The organism is Fulvivirga kasyanovii, assembly GCF_009711405.1.
GTDB classification, from domain to species: domain Bacteria; phylum Bacteroidota; class Bacteroidia; order Cytophagales; family Cyclobacteriaceae; genus Fulvivirga; species Fulvivirga kasyanovii.
Genome location: NZ_SMLW01000659.1, coordinates 25,910 through 39,368, shown reverse-complemented (window position 1 = coordinate 39,368; position 13,459 = coordinate 25,910). Strand labels below are relative to the sequence as shown.

The window sequence follows — 13,459 nt, the reverse complement described above, 5'->3', positions numbered from 1 at the left end:
AGAGAAGTGAGGAGGAAAATAATAAAGTAAAGCAAAACCTTAGCCTAGTATCAGATTTATCTAAAATTTTTATTGACGGAACAGGTACTTTAAGCTTTGGAATAGACCAGTTGACTCAACCCCCTGGATCTGATTATTGTGATATATATTTAGTGAACCACGATAATTTAAATCTATTTGAATCAAAGCAAGAGTTTAGGTACTATACTGAGGGAACAAGAAAGAATTTTAAATCCGGAATTGTTGAATTAGAGTTTCATCCCAATTTCCTCATTTACCTTGGTATAAAAAATCCTTCTACATTATATGGGTTGAATGTTGCCGTTGAAGTGGTGGCTATAGTAAAGAGACGGGAATTGGTTATGCTCCATGAGCAATAATCACTCGGAAACCAAACCCCACCACCCGGAAAACAAATTTCCCAAACACCCTCCATCAGTCTTAATTGGCTGAAAAAGGAGAAATCATGAACAGAATATTTCTATTACTAATGGTGTTTGCAGGGGCATTATGTTTTTCGGGATGTACAGCAGAAGAGAGCAGCTGTCCTGATACCAATTGTGCAGACTACGCCAGCCAGGCTGATGCCCAGGCGGCCTACAATGCTAACCCAAAATGCCACGGCGACCTGGATGCCGATAATGATGGGGTAGCATGTGAACAAGGGACTTCCGGCTCAGGAAGCAGCGGCTGTCCCACGACAGCAAACTGCGGGTGTTCGGGTAAGAACAAAAATGAGTGTGGCGGATCCTGTTGCCAATGGGTTACAGGCTCCGGCTGCAAATGTAGTTGATCCACTTGGGGTAAGTTGCCGCAGAAGCAAACTCTGCGGCAACATCTTGCTAATCCTTTATACACTTCTCAAAAAACGCTGTGGATAACTCGATCGTTTTCTGGTGTACCTGATTTCTATCTACGGTGGCGTGATCCCTAAAGAATATTGCAGCGTCACCCGTCATGGGCACATGGGTCTCGTTGAGAAAAACATAATGACCAACCTCACCTTCAAACAGGAAAAAACCAGATCCCTCAATGAGCTGATGGTAATGGGCAGCATTGGTTTCTATAGGAGCTATTTCGTCGCCTTCTGCTCCTATGATGAAAACAGGAATGTTAATGCTTCGGACTTGTTCCTCATTTTTGAAGCCTTGCCCCAGCGCCGGTGCAATAGCCAGAGTTGCTTTGATGCGGTGATCTGCTAGTGATCCGGAGTTTTTGTACTCCTCCAAAAGCTTTTCCATAAATGCCTCATTTTTCAACAAATCTGGTAAATCGTGCAGCTCAGGAATATCTGCCTCTTTCTCACCTTTTTCAGAGCCGGTGAATGCCATGAGCTGTTCATAATCCAGCATGGCTCCTGAAAGAGCAATAGCCGTAAAGCCGCCAAGGGAAAAACCGGCTACCACGATTTTTTCCTTATCAATCGTCTGGCCGATTTTATCATCAGACAGCAGTGCTGTGGTGGCAAAAGAAATGTCTTTGGGCCGTTCCCAGAATTTAAGGAATTGCTCCGGGATTTTGTTATCGAAAGTATTTCCCCAGTGATCCACCGCAGCTACCATGTATCCCTGCTTCACAAGCCCTGCAGCCAGCCACTCCAAAGTGAGCCTTCCGCCACCCGTGCCGTGGGATAACATAATCAGTGGCAGTTTCTTTTCAGGTAGGGGAGCATTTCGCGTGGTTGTTTCCCTTACAAAAGGTGTCTTGAATTTTACATCAGCTTCTATGGGAGCTTTATAGCTTGGGTACCAGATCTCAGTAATTACAGGCCGGCTCCTGGACTGGTCGTATAATTCCAAAGTTTGCTGACCTATATAAGATTGGGCGCCTGCGTTACACGTGAAAAATACAAAGACTATAATGGGTAGTACTTTATGCATATCGGATACTTTTTATTTTGCATAGGTACCGACTTGAGCAGTAAGAAACATTGACAAATGTCAAAAACGGCGATCTGATTTCAACCGGCTCAAAGTTTCCTGTGATATTCCCATGTAACTGGCCACGATCCGGTTTGGCAGTCGATGGATCAAATGAGGCTCATGCTGTAATATCCGCTGATACCTTTCAGCCGCGTTCATCGTCACGAACGATTCTATACGAAGAATGCTATCCACATAATCGCGTTCCAGCTCTTTGCGATATAAAGTTTCCCAGCCAGGCACCGTTGCAAGCAATGCCTGAAAATCAGAATAGTTGATTCTTAATAACTCAGACTTATCCACAGTATCAATCAGTGCAACAGAAGGTTGTTGTAAAATAAAACTTGGAAATGCCGTTCCAAACCTCCCTTCAAAGGCAAAAAAGCGGGTAGACTCCTTACCATCGGGCTGAATACAGAATACCCGCAAACAACCTTTGTTGATAAAATATAAATACCTCGACGTTTCCCCTTTGTGTAGCAGGATCTGTCCCTTTTCGGTGGCTAAAGGCTGAAAGTAGGAGAGAAGCTCTTCTATTTGGCCGGCATTGAAACAACCTTCTGAAATTAATTTATCCTTGAGTAGCTTAAACATTAAAAGGGGGATTTTCAGGATTTAACAACAACCCTGAAAATCTCAATAAATTTATTCATTTCTCAAAGAATTGACAGGGTTGGAACGCGCAGCCTTGACAGATTGATAACCCACCGTGAGCCAGGCGATAACAAAAGCGATCAACCCGGCGACAAGATATAGCCCTAAACCAATCTCCACTTTATAGCTGTAGTTACTCAGCCATTGCGAAGATGCCCACCAGGCCAAAGGCACTGCAATAACAAAAGCCACGATGATCAGTTTGCTAAACTCTTTGGATAGCATGAATACTATTCCGCCAACCGAAGCACCCAGCACTTTGCGGATACCAATTTCCTTGGTCCGCTGCTCGGCCATAAAAGCTGCCAGAGCAAACAAGCCGAGGCAGCCAATAAAAACGGCCAGCCCTGAGAATACGGTGAATACCGTCGCTACACGTTTTTCTGTTTTGTACATGGTGCCAAAATCACTATCCAGAAACGAATAATTAAAAGGCAGCTCAGGTGCGAATTTTTTCCATGTATCTTCCACCGAAGCTAATACGTTTTGTATGTCTTCCGTAGCAAACTTCACGGAGATCACACTGGTATTGCGACCAAGAGATAAGCCGACCGGGCTAATGTCTTCTTTCATGGATTCAAAATGAAAATCCCTGACAACGCCGATAACATTATACTTGTCATAAACATCCTTGGAGACCACCCCTGTTTCGCCGTCAAAATGGAAAGTAAGCAGGCCATGGTTATCACTTGACTTCTTAAATCCGTAGGCTCTGAATGCTGCTTCATTAAGAATTATAGCATTGGAATCAGACGCCAGCTCTTCATTGAAATTACGACCATCTATCAATTCCATTCCCAATGTGGAGATATAATCCTCGTCCACCCTCCAGATCTGCATATTTACCATATTGTTCTGAGAAGGCTCCTGACCATCTTCCCAGAAGCTGATGTCACTGCGGTTATATCCATGCACCGGCAGGTAGCCTGATAAAGACGCACTTGTAATTTGAGGGAGCTGCTCTATTTCCTTTTTAAACGGATCAATCTTTTCATTGAGCATATAAGCATCGCCGATAATCAATACCTGGTCTTTGGCGAACCCCAACTTTTTATTTTGAATAAAATTCAATTGTTGATAAACCGTAGCAGTAGCTATGATCAACAAAATGCTGATAAAAAACTGAAAGATTACTAAGCCACTTCTGATCAGGCTACTACCGGTACCCAGGGCTAGCTTTCCCTTCAAAACGTTGATGGGCTTAAAGGCACTTAGGAAGAAGGCAGGATAAACGCCAGCCAAAAGGCCAATGAAAAGAGCGCATAGAAATATGACCCCATAAAAAATTGGGCTGCCAAGTGGTATCTCAATGGATTTACCGGCCAAATCATTGAAGAAAGGAATGGCCATGGAAGCCAGAGCGATTGCTATAACAAAAGCCACCAGGCAGAGTAGAATAGTTTCGAGAAGAAATTGCTTGATCAAATGAGAGCGGAATGAACCTAACACCTTACGTACACCCACTTCTTTTGCACGGTTAGAAGATCTGGCTGTGGATAAGTTCATGAAATTGATACAGGCAATGACCAGAATAAAAATGGCAACAGCCGCAAACAGGTATACATAGGTAATGTCTCCCGTTGGGCCAATATCAAAAATAAAATTTGAATAGAGATAGACATCTTGCAGTGGCTGGATATTAAATACCACATAATTACCGGCTTCCTTAAACTCTTCCAGAGACTTGCCGATGTAAGCCATGATTTCCGGCTCTAAATGACGCTCCGTCATGTCATTCAGTTTTTGCTCAAAAACCTTCGCATCCGTACCCTCCTTAAGCAGGAAGTAAGTAAAAAAATTATTACTGAGCCACTCAGTGTTTTTACTTTCTTCGAGAGACGACATCGACATTAGAAAATCGAATTGCAAATGGCTGTTGGTGGGCATATCTTCATATACAGCCGTAACATGATACTCCTCGTCACCATCAAGTGTCAGGGTTTTGCCCATAGGATCTTCCTGTCCGAAATATTTGGATGCCATGGCTTTGCTTATAGCTATAGACATCGGGTCTTTCAGGGCCGTTTCAGGACTTCCTTCAATAAGAGGAACACTGAATATTTGAAAGAAATCAGGATCGGAGAAGATCAGCCGGTTTTCTTTGAAGCTCTCAGTCATAGCATCCGTTGTAACCAAATAGGTACCCCGGCTGCGGAACCTTACCGCTTTCTCTACCTCCGGAAGCTCTTCTACAAGAGCAGATGCCAAAGGAGCAGGGTTAACAGAAAAATGAAATTCATTTCCGTTGAAGCTTCCATGCCTCACTACCCGGTATATTCTGTCTTTATGCTCATGATGGCTGTCGTAGCTTAATTCGTCGCCAACAAATAAGGCAATGAGCATGCAGCAGGCCAAACCGACAGCCAGCCCGGCCACATTAATAAACGAATAGAATTTATGCTTGGATAAACTCCTGATGGCTATTTTGAAGTAATTCCTGAACATGATTTTTGCGTTGTTATTTGATAAAATGAGTGTTTGATTTTGAACCTGTTGAATTTCCTGATCAGAGCCGAAGCTTTGGATCACCGCATCATATGCATCAATGAACCTTTCCCCCGAAGACATCCTTTCTTCCACCAGTGTGCAGACATGGTCGAGCAGCTCCTCTTCCAGATCTTCGAGCACGATGCCCCGGTAGTTGATATCCTTTTGGATATAATCTATTTGTTCATCGGAGAGCTCCATTACAAAGCGGGTTTAATTTGCAATACACGGCTCATCATATAGATGAAATTCGTGAATTCATCTACCTTTTTCAATACAGATGACTGACCGGTTTCAGTGAGTCGGTAATATTTTCTTATCCTCTTCCCCATAGCCACTTTCTCAGTAACCAATAATCCTTCGGCTTCCAGCTTATGTAAAGTAGGATAGAGCGCCCCTTCCGTCAGCACCATTTGCCCATCAGACAACTCCTTTACTTTTTGTGTGATTTCGTAGCCATACATTTTACCCTCATCGGCAAGAAGTTTAAGGATGATCATCTGCAATGTCCCTTTCAATAATTCTTTTGAATGCATAAGTGTTTAATACATTAGAGTCTTAGGTATAAGACGCCGGTATATTTAAAAGGTTGCACGGGCTCTTCCAAAAAAATTAACTGGCTGCTTATTAGAGGGAAACGGAGCGCTGTAAAATTTCTTCATAATTGGTATGCATGCATAACAAATTTTATTATATTTGTTATCCATCGTTCCAAATACCGAGGTGCCGGTTGCCAAAGAAAGTAAAATAAGCTTTGGCGATATATATAAGATACAAATAAATGAAGAGAGAAGAAACAATTGACCACAATATTAAAACTGCCTGGCATGCGATAGCCAGAATGTACAACCAGCAGGCAGTGAAGCAGGAGATTACAACCTCGATTGGTTTTGTTCTGCTTAATATTTCTTCGAAAGAAGGTACACCGGCCACAAAGATCGCCCCGCTAATGGGCCTTGAATCCAGGAGCCTCACCCGTGTGCTAAAAAACATGGAGGAGAAAGGGCTTGTATATCGCAAGCCTGACGAAAACGATAAACGATCTGTACGCATTCACCTTACAGAAAAAGGCAAAGAGAAAAAGGAAGTTTCAAGGAAAACCGTATTAGCCTTCAATGAAGCTGTACGAGCCAAAATCCCGGATTCAAAACTCAAAGTCTTTTTTGAGGTGATCAACGACATCAATGGAATTATAGAGAATAATAATATATACGAAAACGGAAAAACAATCAATCAACAATGACCAGAAGAATTAACAAAGTAGCAGTGTTGGGTTCGGGGATCATGGGTTCCCGGATCGCATGTCACTTCGCGAACATTGGAGTAAAAGTGCTGTTGTTAGATATCGTGCCCCGTGAACTAACGGAGGATGAAAAGAAGAAAGGGCTTACGTTGGAAAACAAAGCGGTCAGGAACCGAATTGTTAACCAGGCGTTTGAGTCTGCAATAAAATCGAAGCCGGCTCCCTTGTACGACAAGGCCTTTGCCAGTCGAATTACGTTAGGTAACTTCGACGATGATATGGCCGGTATCAAAGATTGCGACTGGACTATTGAGGTAGTTGTGGAAAATCTTGACATCAAAAAGAAAGTATTTGATCAGGTAGAAAAACACCGCAAACCAGGTACCCTTATCACATCCAACACCTCAGGTATTCCGATTCACCTGATGCTGGATGGCAGAAGTGAAGATTTCCAAAAGAACTTCTGTGGAACGCACTTCTTCAACCCTCCGAGATACCTGAAATTACTCGAGATCATCCCTACACCGAAAACAGACCCTGAGATAACAGATTTCCTGATGCACTACGGCGATCTTTACCTGGGTAAAACAACGGTACTTTGTAAAGACACACCTGCATTCATCGCCAACCGAGTTGGTATTTATGCCATTCTTAAGGTGATCGACTCTATGCAGAAGCTCGACCTGAATGTTGACGAAGTGGATAAACTCACAGGCCCGGTAATCGGAAGGCCCAAGTCAGCCACATTCAGGACTTCGGATGTTGTAGGCCTGGATACCCTTATCAAAGTGGCCAATGGCCTTTACCAGGGACTGCCTAACGACGAAGGACGTGAAACTTTCAAATTACCGGAAGTAGTAGCGAAGCTTGAAGAGAACAAGTGGTTGGGAGATAAAACCGGCCAGGGTTTTTATAAGAAAACCAAAGATGAAAAAGGCAAAACTCAAATCCTTACCCTCGACCTTAAAACTTTAGAATATAAGCCTCAGCAAAAGGTTAAGTTTGGCACACTTGAAGCTACCAAGCCTATCGAAAACCTTAAAGAAAGGTTTAAGCCTTTATTCTCAGGAAAAGACAAAGCGGGAGAATTCTACAGAGACTCATTCTATGCTTTGTTTAAATATGTTTCCAACAGAATCCCTGAAATAGCTGACGAACTTTATAAAATTGATGACGCCATTTGCGCAGGCTTTGGCTGGGAAGTAGGTCCGTTTGAAACATGGGATGCCGTTGGCGTGAAGAAGGCTGTTGAGAAAATGGAAGAGATGGGTTATAAACCTAACCAGTGGGTTTATGACATGCTGGATTCAGGCATCGAATCCTTCTACACGGCAAAAGACGGTGTCAGAAACTATTACGACATAGAATCCAAATCGTACAAGCCCGTTCCCGGAGCTGACGAATATATCATTCTCGACAACATCCGCGAAAACAAAGTGCTTTGGAGCAATGCCGGAGCCACCATCTTTGATCTTGGAGATGGCGTATTGAATGTCGAGTTCCACAGCAAAATGAACACCCTTGGTGGAGAAGTCGTAGAAGGGATCAACCGCGCCATAGATATGGCCGAAAAAGATTACCGCGGATTGGTGATCGGTAACCAGGGATCGCAGTTCTCTGCCGGAGCCAACCTGGGAATGGTATTTATGTATGCCATAGAGCAGGAGTTTGATGAAGTAGATTTCATGATCCGTCATTTCCAGAATACCATGATGAGAGTACGCTACTCATCTGTTCCCGTAGTAGTGGCACCACATGGCCTTACCCTTGGTGGAGGTTGTGAGATGACCATGCACGCCGATGTGGTACAGGCAGCAGCCGAAACCTATATCGGTCTTGTAGAGGTTGGTGTTGGTCTTATACCCGGTGGTGGCGGAACGAAGGAGCTGACCAAGCGCGTATCTGATGCCATAGAAGAAGGTGATGTGGAGTTAAATGCTTTGCAAAATGCATTTATGAATATTGCTACGGCCAAAGTTGCCACCTCGGCACATGAGGCTATGGGCATGAACATCATCCGTCCGAAAGATAAGATCACGATCAACAAAGACAGACAAATAGCAGACGCCAAAGCCACAGTGCTGGAGCTGGCCAATGCAGGATATACACAACCGATCCAGGCTACCAACATCAAAGTACAGGGTAAAACCGGTATGGCTTTGTTTATGGCCGGAGTGAATGGTATGAGAATGGGTAACTACATCTCAGACCATGATGTGAAGATTGCCAACAAAATTGCTTACGTAATGAGCGGCGGAGACCTGTCATATCCACAGGAAGTTTCAGAGCAATACCTGCTCGACCTCGAAAGAGAAGCCTTCCTGTCCCTGACCGGAGAGAAGAAAACCCTGGAAAGAATACAGTCGATATTGACCACGGGGAAACCGCTTAGAAACTAGTAGGCAATAGGCAGATGCAGTCGGCAAAATTGTTAAATGAATGAAGAATTTTGGTTTTAAAGAGCTTACGGTTTACAAAAAATCCTTTGAACTGGCAATGAAAATTTTTGAAGTATCAAAGTCATTTCCAAAGGAAGAAACTTATTCTCTAACTGATCAAATCAGGAGATCTTCAAGATCGGTATCCACTTCGATAGCTGAAGCATACCGGAAAAGGATTTATCCGGCTCACTTTATTAGTAAAACTTCAGACGCAGATATGGAAAACAGCGAAACCCAGGTATGGTTGGATTTTGCGAAAGAGTGCAATTACATAACAGCGGAGATAAAAGATAATCTTGATAAGGAGGCCGCAGAAATCGGACGACTTTTAAATCATATGATCAATTATCCTGAAAAGTATACGAGTGGCTAAGGTTGCCAACTGCCTTTGCCGATTGCTGATTAACAAAAGCAAAAGGAAACAAAACGAAATAGACGTACAAAATAATTAAAATACTACAATGGACGCATATATAGTAAAAGGATTTAGAACAGCCGTAGGACGAGCTAAGAAAGGCGGTTTCCGCTTTACTCGACCTGATGATCTGGCTGTGGATATTATTAAGCACCTCATGTCATCGATCGACGGATTGGAAAACAATATGGTTGATGATGTGATCGTAGGGAATGCCGTGCAGGAAGCGGAGCAGGGGATGCAAATGGGAAGAATGATCTCCCTGATGGCCCTGGGTATCGACACTCCGGGTATGGTAATAAACAGATACTGTGGCTCAGGGCTTGAAGCTATTCATTTGGCTTCAGCAAAGATCAATGCAGGCATGGCCGATGTGGTGATAGCCGGAGGTACCGAATCCATGTCCATGGTGCCGGTTATGGGATATAAAACCGCGCTGAATTACAACATCACTTCAGAGCACCCTGACTACTACACCAGCATGGGACTTACTGCTGAGCAAATAGCCCAGGAGTGGAAAATCTCACGTGACGATCAGGATGAATTTGCCTACAATTCGCATATGAAAGCAGTGGAGGCACAAAAAGCGGGTAAATTCAAAGATGAGATCCTGCCGATCACTGTGAAGGAAACTTATGTTGAAGACAACAAAAAGAAAACCCGCGAATTTACTGTAGACACTGATGAAGGGCCGAGGCCGGAAACCTCTAAAGAGGTATTGGGTAAGCTTAAGCCTGTATTCGCCGCCGGAGGATCAGTAACAGCCGGTAACTCTTCACCTACCAACGACGGAGCAGCCTTTGTGGTGGTAATGTCGGAGAGAAAAGTGAAAGAGCTGGGTCTGGAGCCTGTAGCAAGACTGGTAAGCTATGCCGCAGCAGGTGTAGAGCCGCGTATTATGGGTGTAGGGCCAACTTATGCTATTCCAAAAGCCCTCGACAGAGCCGGGTTGAAGATCAACGATATCGATCTGATAGAACTGAACGAAGCTTTTGCGGCCCAATCACTTTCAGTTATCCGTGACCTTGACCTGGACATGTCCAAAATCAATGTTAACGGAGGAGCTATCGCACTGGGCCACCCGCTTGGAAGCACCGGAGCAAGACTTTCTATCACCCTGCTTAACGAAATGCGCAGAAGAAATGGAAGCAAGTATGGTATGGTAACGGCATGTGTCGGTGGTGGACAAGGCGTAGCCGGTATTTATGAATTTTTGAAATAACATTAACAATCTAATGGGACGGCAGATGTGATTTTCAATATCTCACATCTCTCATCCCGGATCTAATAATCTTAATATTATGAGCACTACAGCAACAGAACAATCAAAAGAAGTGCCGGCCGGAACTGCGTCGGCAATAAAAGGGGGTGAGTTTTTAATCAGGGAAACTGAAGCCAAAGAAATATTTACCCCTGAAGAATGGACAGAAGAGCAAAAAATGATTGCTCAGACTTGTAAAGATTTTCTTCATCAGGAGGTTTATCCTAAGCTGGATGAGCTGGACTCTATGAAGCAGCCCGAGCTGATGCCTTCACTGCTGGATAAAGCCGGTGAACTGGGACTTCTAGGTACATCTATTCCTGAGCAGTACGGTGGCTTCGGCATGGACTTCAATACCTCAATGCTTGTAGCAGAAGTTTTGGGAGCAGGCCATTCGTTTGCCGTAGCTATTTCAGCACATACCGGTATTGGTACTTTACCAATCCTCTACTACGGTAACGAAGAGCAAAAAGCCAAATACCTTCCAAAACTCGCTACAGGTGAGTGGAAAGCTTCTTACTGTCTTACAGAGCCGGATTCAGGGTCTGATGCCAACTCCGGAAAGACCAAAGCCAAATTGACTGATGATGGCAAGCACTACATCATCAATGGCCAGAAAATGTGGATAACCAATGGTGGATTTGCCGACGTCTTTATCGTGTTTGCAAAAATTGATGACGATAAAAACCTTTCTGCATTTATAGTAGAGAAAGGTTTTGGTGGCATTACCATGAATGAAGAAGAGAAGAAAATGGGAATTAAGGGATCTTCTACACGCCAGATCTTCTTTAACGACTGCAAAGTCCCTGTGGAAAACATGCTTTCAGAGAGAGAAAACGGTTTCAAGATTGCCGTTAACATCCTGAATATCGGTCGTGCCAAGCTGGGTATAGCCGCTATTGGTGGTAGCAAAGCCATTATAGACAATGCTACGAACTACGCCAATGAGAGAAAGCAGTTTGGAACTTCAATTTCTAACTTTGGAGCTATCAAGCATAAGATAGCAGAAATGGCAACTAAAGTTTATGCTTCTGAATCTGCCCACTACAGAGCAGGCCAGAACATCGATGATGCTTATGAATCGCTTACTTCTCAGGGAATGGAGCCTGCTCAGGCCAGACTTAAATCTGTAGAAGAGTTTGCCATCGAGTGTGCTATCCTTAAAGTGCATGGCTCGGAAGTGCTGGATTTTGTAGCTGATGAAGGTGTGCAGATCTATGGCGGTATGGGATTCTCCGCAGAAAGCCCGATGGACAGAGCCTACAGAGATGCCCGTATCAACAGGATCTTTGAAGGAACCAATGAGATCAACAGAATGCTTTCTATCGATATGCTGTTGAAGAGAGCCATGAAAGGCCAGCTCGACCTGATGACCCCTGCAATGGCGGTACAAAAAGAGCTGATGTCTATTCCTGATTTTGGTGCTTCTGATGGAGACGAGATCTTTGCGAAGGAAAAGAAAGTACTTAGAAACCTGAAAAAAGCGGGTCTGATGGTAGCCGGTGCTGCTGTTCAGAAGCTCATGCAAAAACTGAGCGATGAGCAGGAGATACTGATGAACCTCGCTGATATGCTTATTGAAGGTTACGTGGCAGAGTCGTGCTTACTTCGTGTAGAGAAATTGATCGGTCAGAAAGGCGAAGAAGCCATGAAGCTGGAAACAGACATGGTGCGAGTATATCTGTATGAGGCAGTTGAAAAAGCAGCAGCGGCAGGTAAGCAAGCCATCTATGCTTTTGCTGAAGGTGATGAGCAGAGAATGATGTTGATGGGACTGAAGAGATTTACCAAACTGGAACCATTTAACCTTAAAGAGGCAAGGAGAAGGATAGCAGACCATGTTATCGCTAAAAATCAATATCCTTTTTAAGCAGAATATATTACCACAAACCTAAACACGAAAAGGGAGGCTGCCAGCAGCTTCCCTTTTTAGATAAGCGGAATTTCTGGGGAGCCCCTAAATTTTCACCTCTTTGCTGACAGACAGTTGTTAATCAGCAATCGGCAAAAGCAGTGGGCAAACTCGTATAATAATAACAATAAGCGCGGTTTACTGATTTTTAGTGTCAAGTTTCACATTGCTTGCTTTACTTTCGAGTCCATTTACTCCACAGGTTTTACGTTTGTTTCCCTTTTTACTTAAATCCCGGAGGCACTATGATGGGCAACTGAACATCTTCAAGAGTGACCTTTACTTGCTTGAAATCTCCCATTACTTCTCCATCCACCTGGAGAGGCACTTTCTTTTTTGATCTTACCACTATGTTGGTGGTAGAGAATATTTTAACGTACGGAGATTGTTTCATTCCCCCGGTGAAAAAGTCGAATGCCAGCCTGAATATGGCATACCAGGGATACGGCTTGAATATGCAAACCTCAAATTTCTTGTCGTACAGGCATCCGTCCGGATTTACCACTGCTCCGGTGCCATACTTTGATGCATTGGCAAACACTACCATTTCGGCCCTTCGGCGGAAACTGTTTTCCCCCATTATGAAGGTGTATTTGCTGGGGGCCTTTTTAAACAACACCTTAAAAAAATGTGCCGCATAAGCCAGTTTACCCCGTGAACCACCTTCATCGAAATTTTTGATCAATTTAGCGTTAAAGCCAACATCACTGAGGTGCAGGGAAAGAAATTTGCCGTTGATGCGGAGGACGTCCATGTCAATAACATAATTTTTGACAATGATCTTGACGGCTTTCCTTACATTTCTTGGAATAAGCAGTTCGGTAGCCAGCCCATTGGCAGAACCCAGAGGAATTATTCCCAGACTTATGCCCTTGCCCAGCAATACCTGCGCCACTAGATTAATGGTGCCGTCTCCACCGCAAGCTACCACAGCATCCGGTTTGCTTTTCTCTATCTCTTCCGAGATCAACCGGTGATCATCTTCTCCTTTTGTTTCTATTAAATCAAATGCTACATTGCTTTCCGTACAGCAAGATTTGAGCTCCGTTTTGAGGTCTGATTTGTCAATGCCTCCGGAGATAGGATTGACTACAAATAGTATTTTATTCATAGATTATAATAGG

At 43.8% G+C, this 13,459-nt stretch carries 12 protein-coding genes; 7 read left to right on the top strand and 5 right to left on the bottom strand.

Annotation, left to right across the window (positions count from 1 at the left end):
• A partial coding sequence (locus tag E1163_RS30745; protein WP_185156214.1) for a hypothetical protein occupies positions 1 to 380 on the top strand: 380 nt, incomplete at its 5' end.
• Between the two features lie 86 nt (positions 381 to 466).
• Positions 467 to 793 (top strand): hypothetical protein, encoded by a 327-nt coding sequence (locus tag E1163_RS25425; RefSeq protein ID WP_155175696.1) that lies wholly within the window; start codon positions 467 to 469, stop codon positions 791 to 793.
• A 49-nt stretch (positions 794 to 842) separates the two neighbouring features.
• On the opposite strand, the gene E1163_RS25420 is transcribed toward E1163_RS25425, so the two are convergent.
• The 4 genes from E1163_RS25420 to E1163_RS25405 are packed head-to-tail and all read right to left on the bottom strand — an operon-like array spanning position 843 to position 5,599.
• A complete protein-coding gene (locus E1163_RS25420; RefSeq protein ID WP_155175694.1) occupies positions 843 to 1,880 on the bottom strand; it encodes an alpha/beta hydrolase family protein in 1,038 nt (345 codons plus the stop codon).
• Positions 1,881 to 1,940: 60 nt separating this feature from the next.
• On the bottom strand, positions 1,941 to 2,516 hold the full coding sequence (locus E1163_RS25415; RefSeq protein WP_155175692.1) for a Crp/Fnr family transcriptional regulator: 576 nt from the start codon (positions 2,514 to 2,516) through the stop codon (positions 1,941 to 1,943).
• Positions 2,517 to 2,567: 51 nt separating this feature from the next.
• A complete protein-coding gene (locus E1163_RS25410) occupies positions 2,568 to 5,264 on the bottom strand; it encodes an ABC transporter permease (protein ID WP_155175690.1) in 2,697 nt (898 codons plus the stop codon).
• Complete coding sequence (locus E1163_RS25405; protein WP_155175688.1) at positions 5,264 to 5,599, bottom strand: PadR family transcriptional regulator; 336 nt, start codon at positions 5,597 to 5,599, stop codon at positions 5,264 to 5,266. The genes E1163_RS25410 and E1163_RS25405 overlap by 1 nt, the downstream gene beginning before the upstream one ends.
• 245 nt (positions 5,600 to 5,844) lie before the next feature.
• Between E1163_RS25405 and E1163_RS25400 the strand changes: the two genes are divergently transcribed.
• The 5 genes from E1163_RS25400 to E1163_RS25380 all read left to right on the top strand — a co-directional run bounded on the left by E1163_RS25400 (position 5,845) and on the right by E1163_RS25380 (position 12,293).
• Entirely contained in the window at positions 5,845 to 6,306 is a 462-nt protein-coding gene (locus tag E1163_RS25400; RefSeq protein WP_155175687.1) for a MarR family winged helix-turn-helix transcriptional regulator, read from the top strand.
• On the top strand, positions 6,303 to 8,705 hold the full coding sequence (locus E1163_RS25395) for a 3-hydroxyacyl-CoA dehydrogenase/enoyl-CoA hydratase family protein (RefSeq protein ID WP_155175685.1): 2,403 nt from the start codon (positions 6,303 to 6,305) through the stop codon (positions 8,703 to 8,705). Before E1163_RS25400 ends, E1163_RS25395 begins: the two co-directional genes overlap by 4 nt.
• A 40-nt stretch (positions 8,706 to 8,745) precedes the next feature.
• Entirely contained in the window at positions 8,746 to 9,120 is a 375-nt protein-coding gene (locus E1163_RS25390; RefSeq protein ID WP_155175683.1) for a four helix bundle protein, read from the top strand.
• 88 nt (positions 9,121 to 9,208) lie between these two features.
• Entirely contained in the window at positions 9,209 to 10,384 is a 1,176-nt protein-coding gene (locus E1163_RS25385; protein WP_155175681.1) for a thiolase family protein, read from the top strand.
• Between the two features lie 79 nt (positions 10,385 to 10,463).
• Positions 10,464 to 12,293: an acyl-CoA dehydrogenase family protein gene (locus E1163_RS25380; protein WP_155175679.1), complete on the top strand. Its 1,830-nt coding sequence runs from the start codon at positions 10,464 to 10,466 to the stop codon at positions 12,291 to 12,293.
• 265 nt (positions 12,294 to 12,558) lie between these two features.
• Here the strand turns inward: E1163_RS25380 and E1163_RS25375 are convergent, their stop codons facing one another.
• Positions 12,559 to 13,446 (bottom strand): diacylglycerol/lipid kinase family protein, encoded by an 888-nt coding sequence (locus E1163_RS25375; protein WP_155175677.1) that lies wholly within the window; start codon positions 13,444 to 13,446, stop codon positions 12,559 to 12,561.
• Between the last annotated feature and the right edge of the window lie 13 nt (positions 13,447 to 13,459).

Bases quoted from the DNA above. Each gene is read 5' to 3' on its own strand.
- E1163_RS25390 (WP_155175683.1), top strand. From the start codon at position 8,746: ATGAAGAATTTTGGTTTTAAAGAGCTTACGGTTTACAAAAAATCCTTT.
- E1163_RS25420 (WP_155175694.1), bottom strand. From the start codon at position 1,880: ATGCATAAAGTACTACCCATTATAGTCTTTGTATTTTTCACGTGTAAC.
- E1163_RS25425 (WP_155175696.1), top strand. From the start codon at position 467: ATGAACAGAATATTTCTATTACTAATGGTGTTTGCAGGGGCATTATGT.
- E1163_RS25415 (WP_155175692.1), bottom strand. From the start codon at position 2,516: ATGTTTAAGCTACTCAAGGATAAATTAATTTCAGAAGGTTGTTTCAAT.
- E1163_RS25400 (WP_155175687.1), top strand. From the start codon at position 5,845: ATGAAGAGAGAAGAAACAATTGACCACAATATTAAAACTGCCTGGCAT.
- E1163_RS25410 (WP_155175690.1), bottom strand. From the start codon at position 5,264: ATGGAGCTCTCCGATGAACAAATAGATTATATCCAAAAGGATATCAAC.
- E1163_RS25405 (WP_155175688.1), bottom strand. From the start codon at position 5,599: ATGCATTCAAAAGAATTATTGAAAGGGACATTGCAGATGATCATCCTT.
- E1163_RS25385 (WP_155175681.1), top strand. From the start codon at position 9,209: ATGGACGCATATATAGTAAAAGGATTTAGAACAGCCGTAGGACGAGCT.
- E1163_RS25375 (WP_155175677.1), bottom strand. From the start codon at position 13,446: ATGAATAAAATACTATTTGTAGTCAATCCTATCTCCGGAGGCATTGAC.
- E1163_RS25395 (WP_155175685.1), top strand. From the start codon at position 6,303: ATGACCAGAAGAATTAACAAAGTAGCAGTGTTGGGTTCGGGGATCATG.
- E1163_RS25380 (WP_155175679.1), top strand. From the start codon at position 10,464: ATGAGCACTACAGCAACAGAACAATCAAAAGAAGTGCCGGCCGGAACT.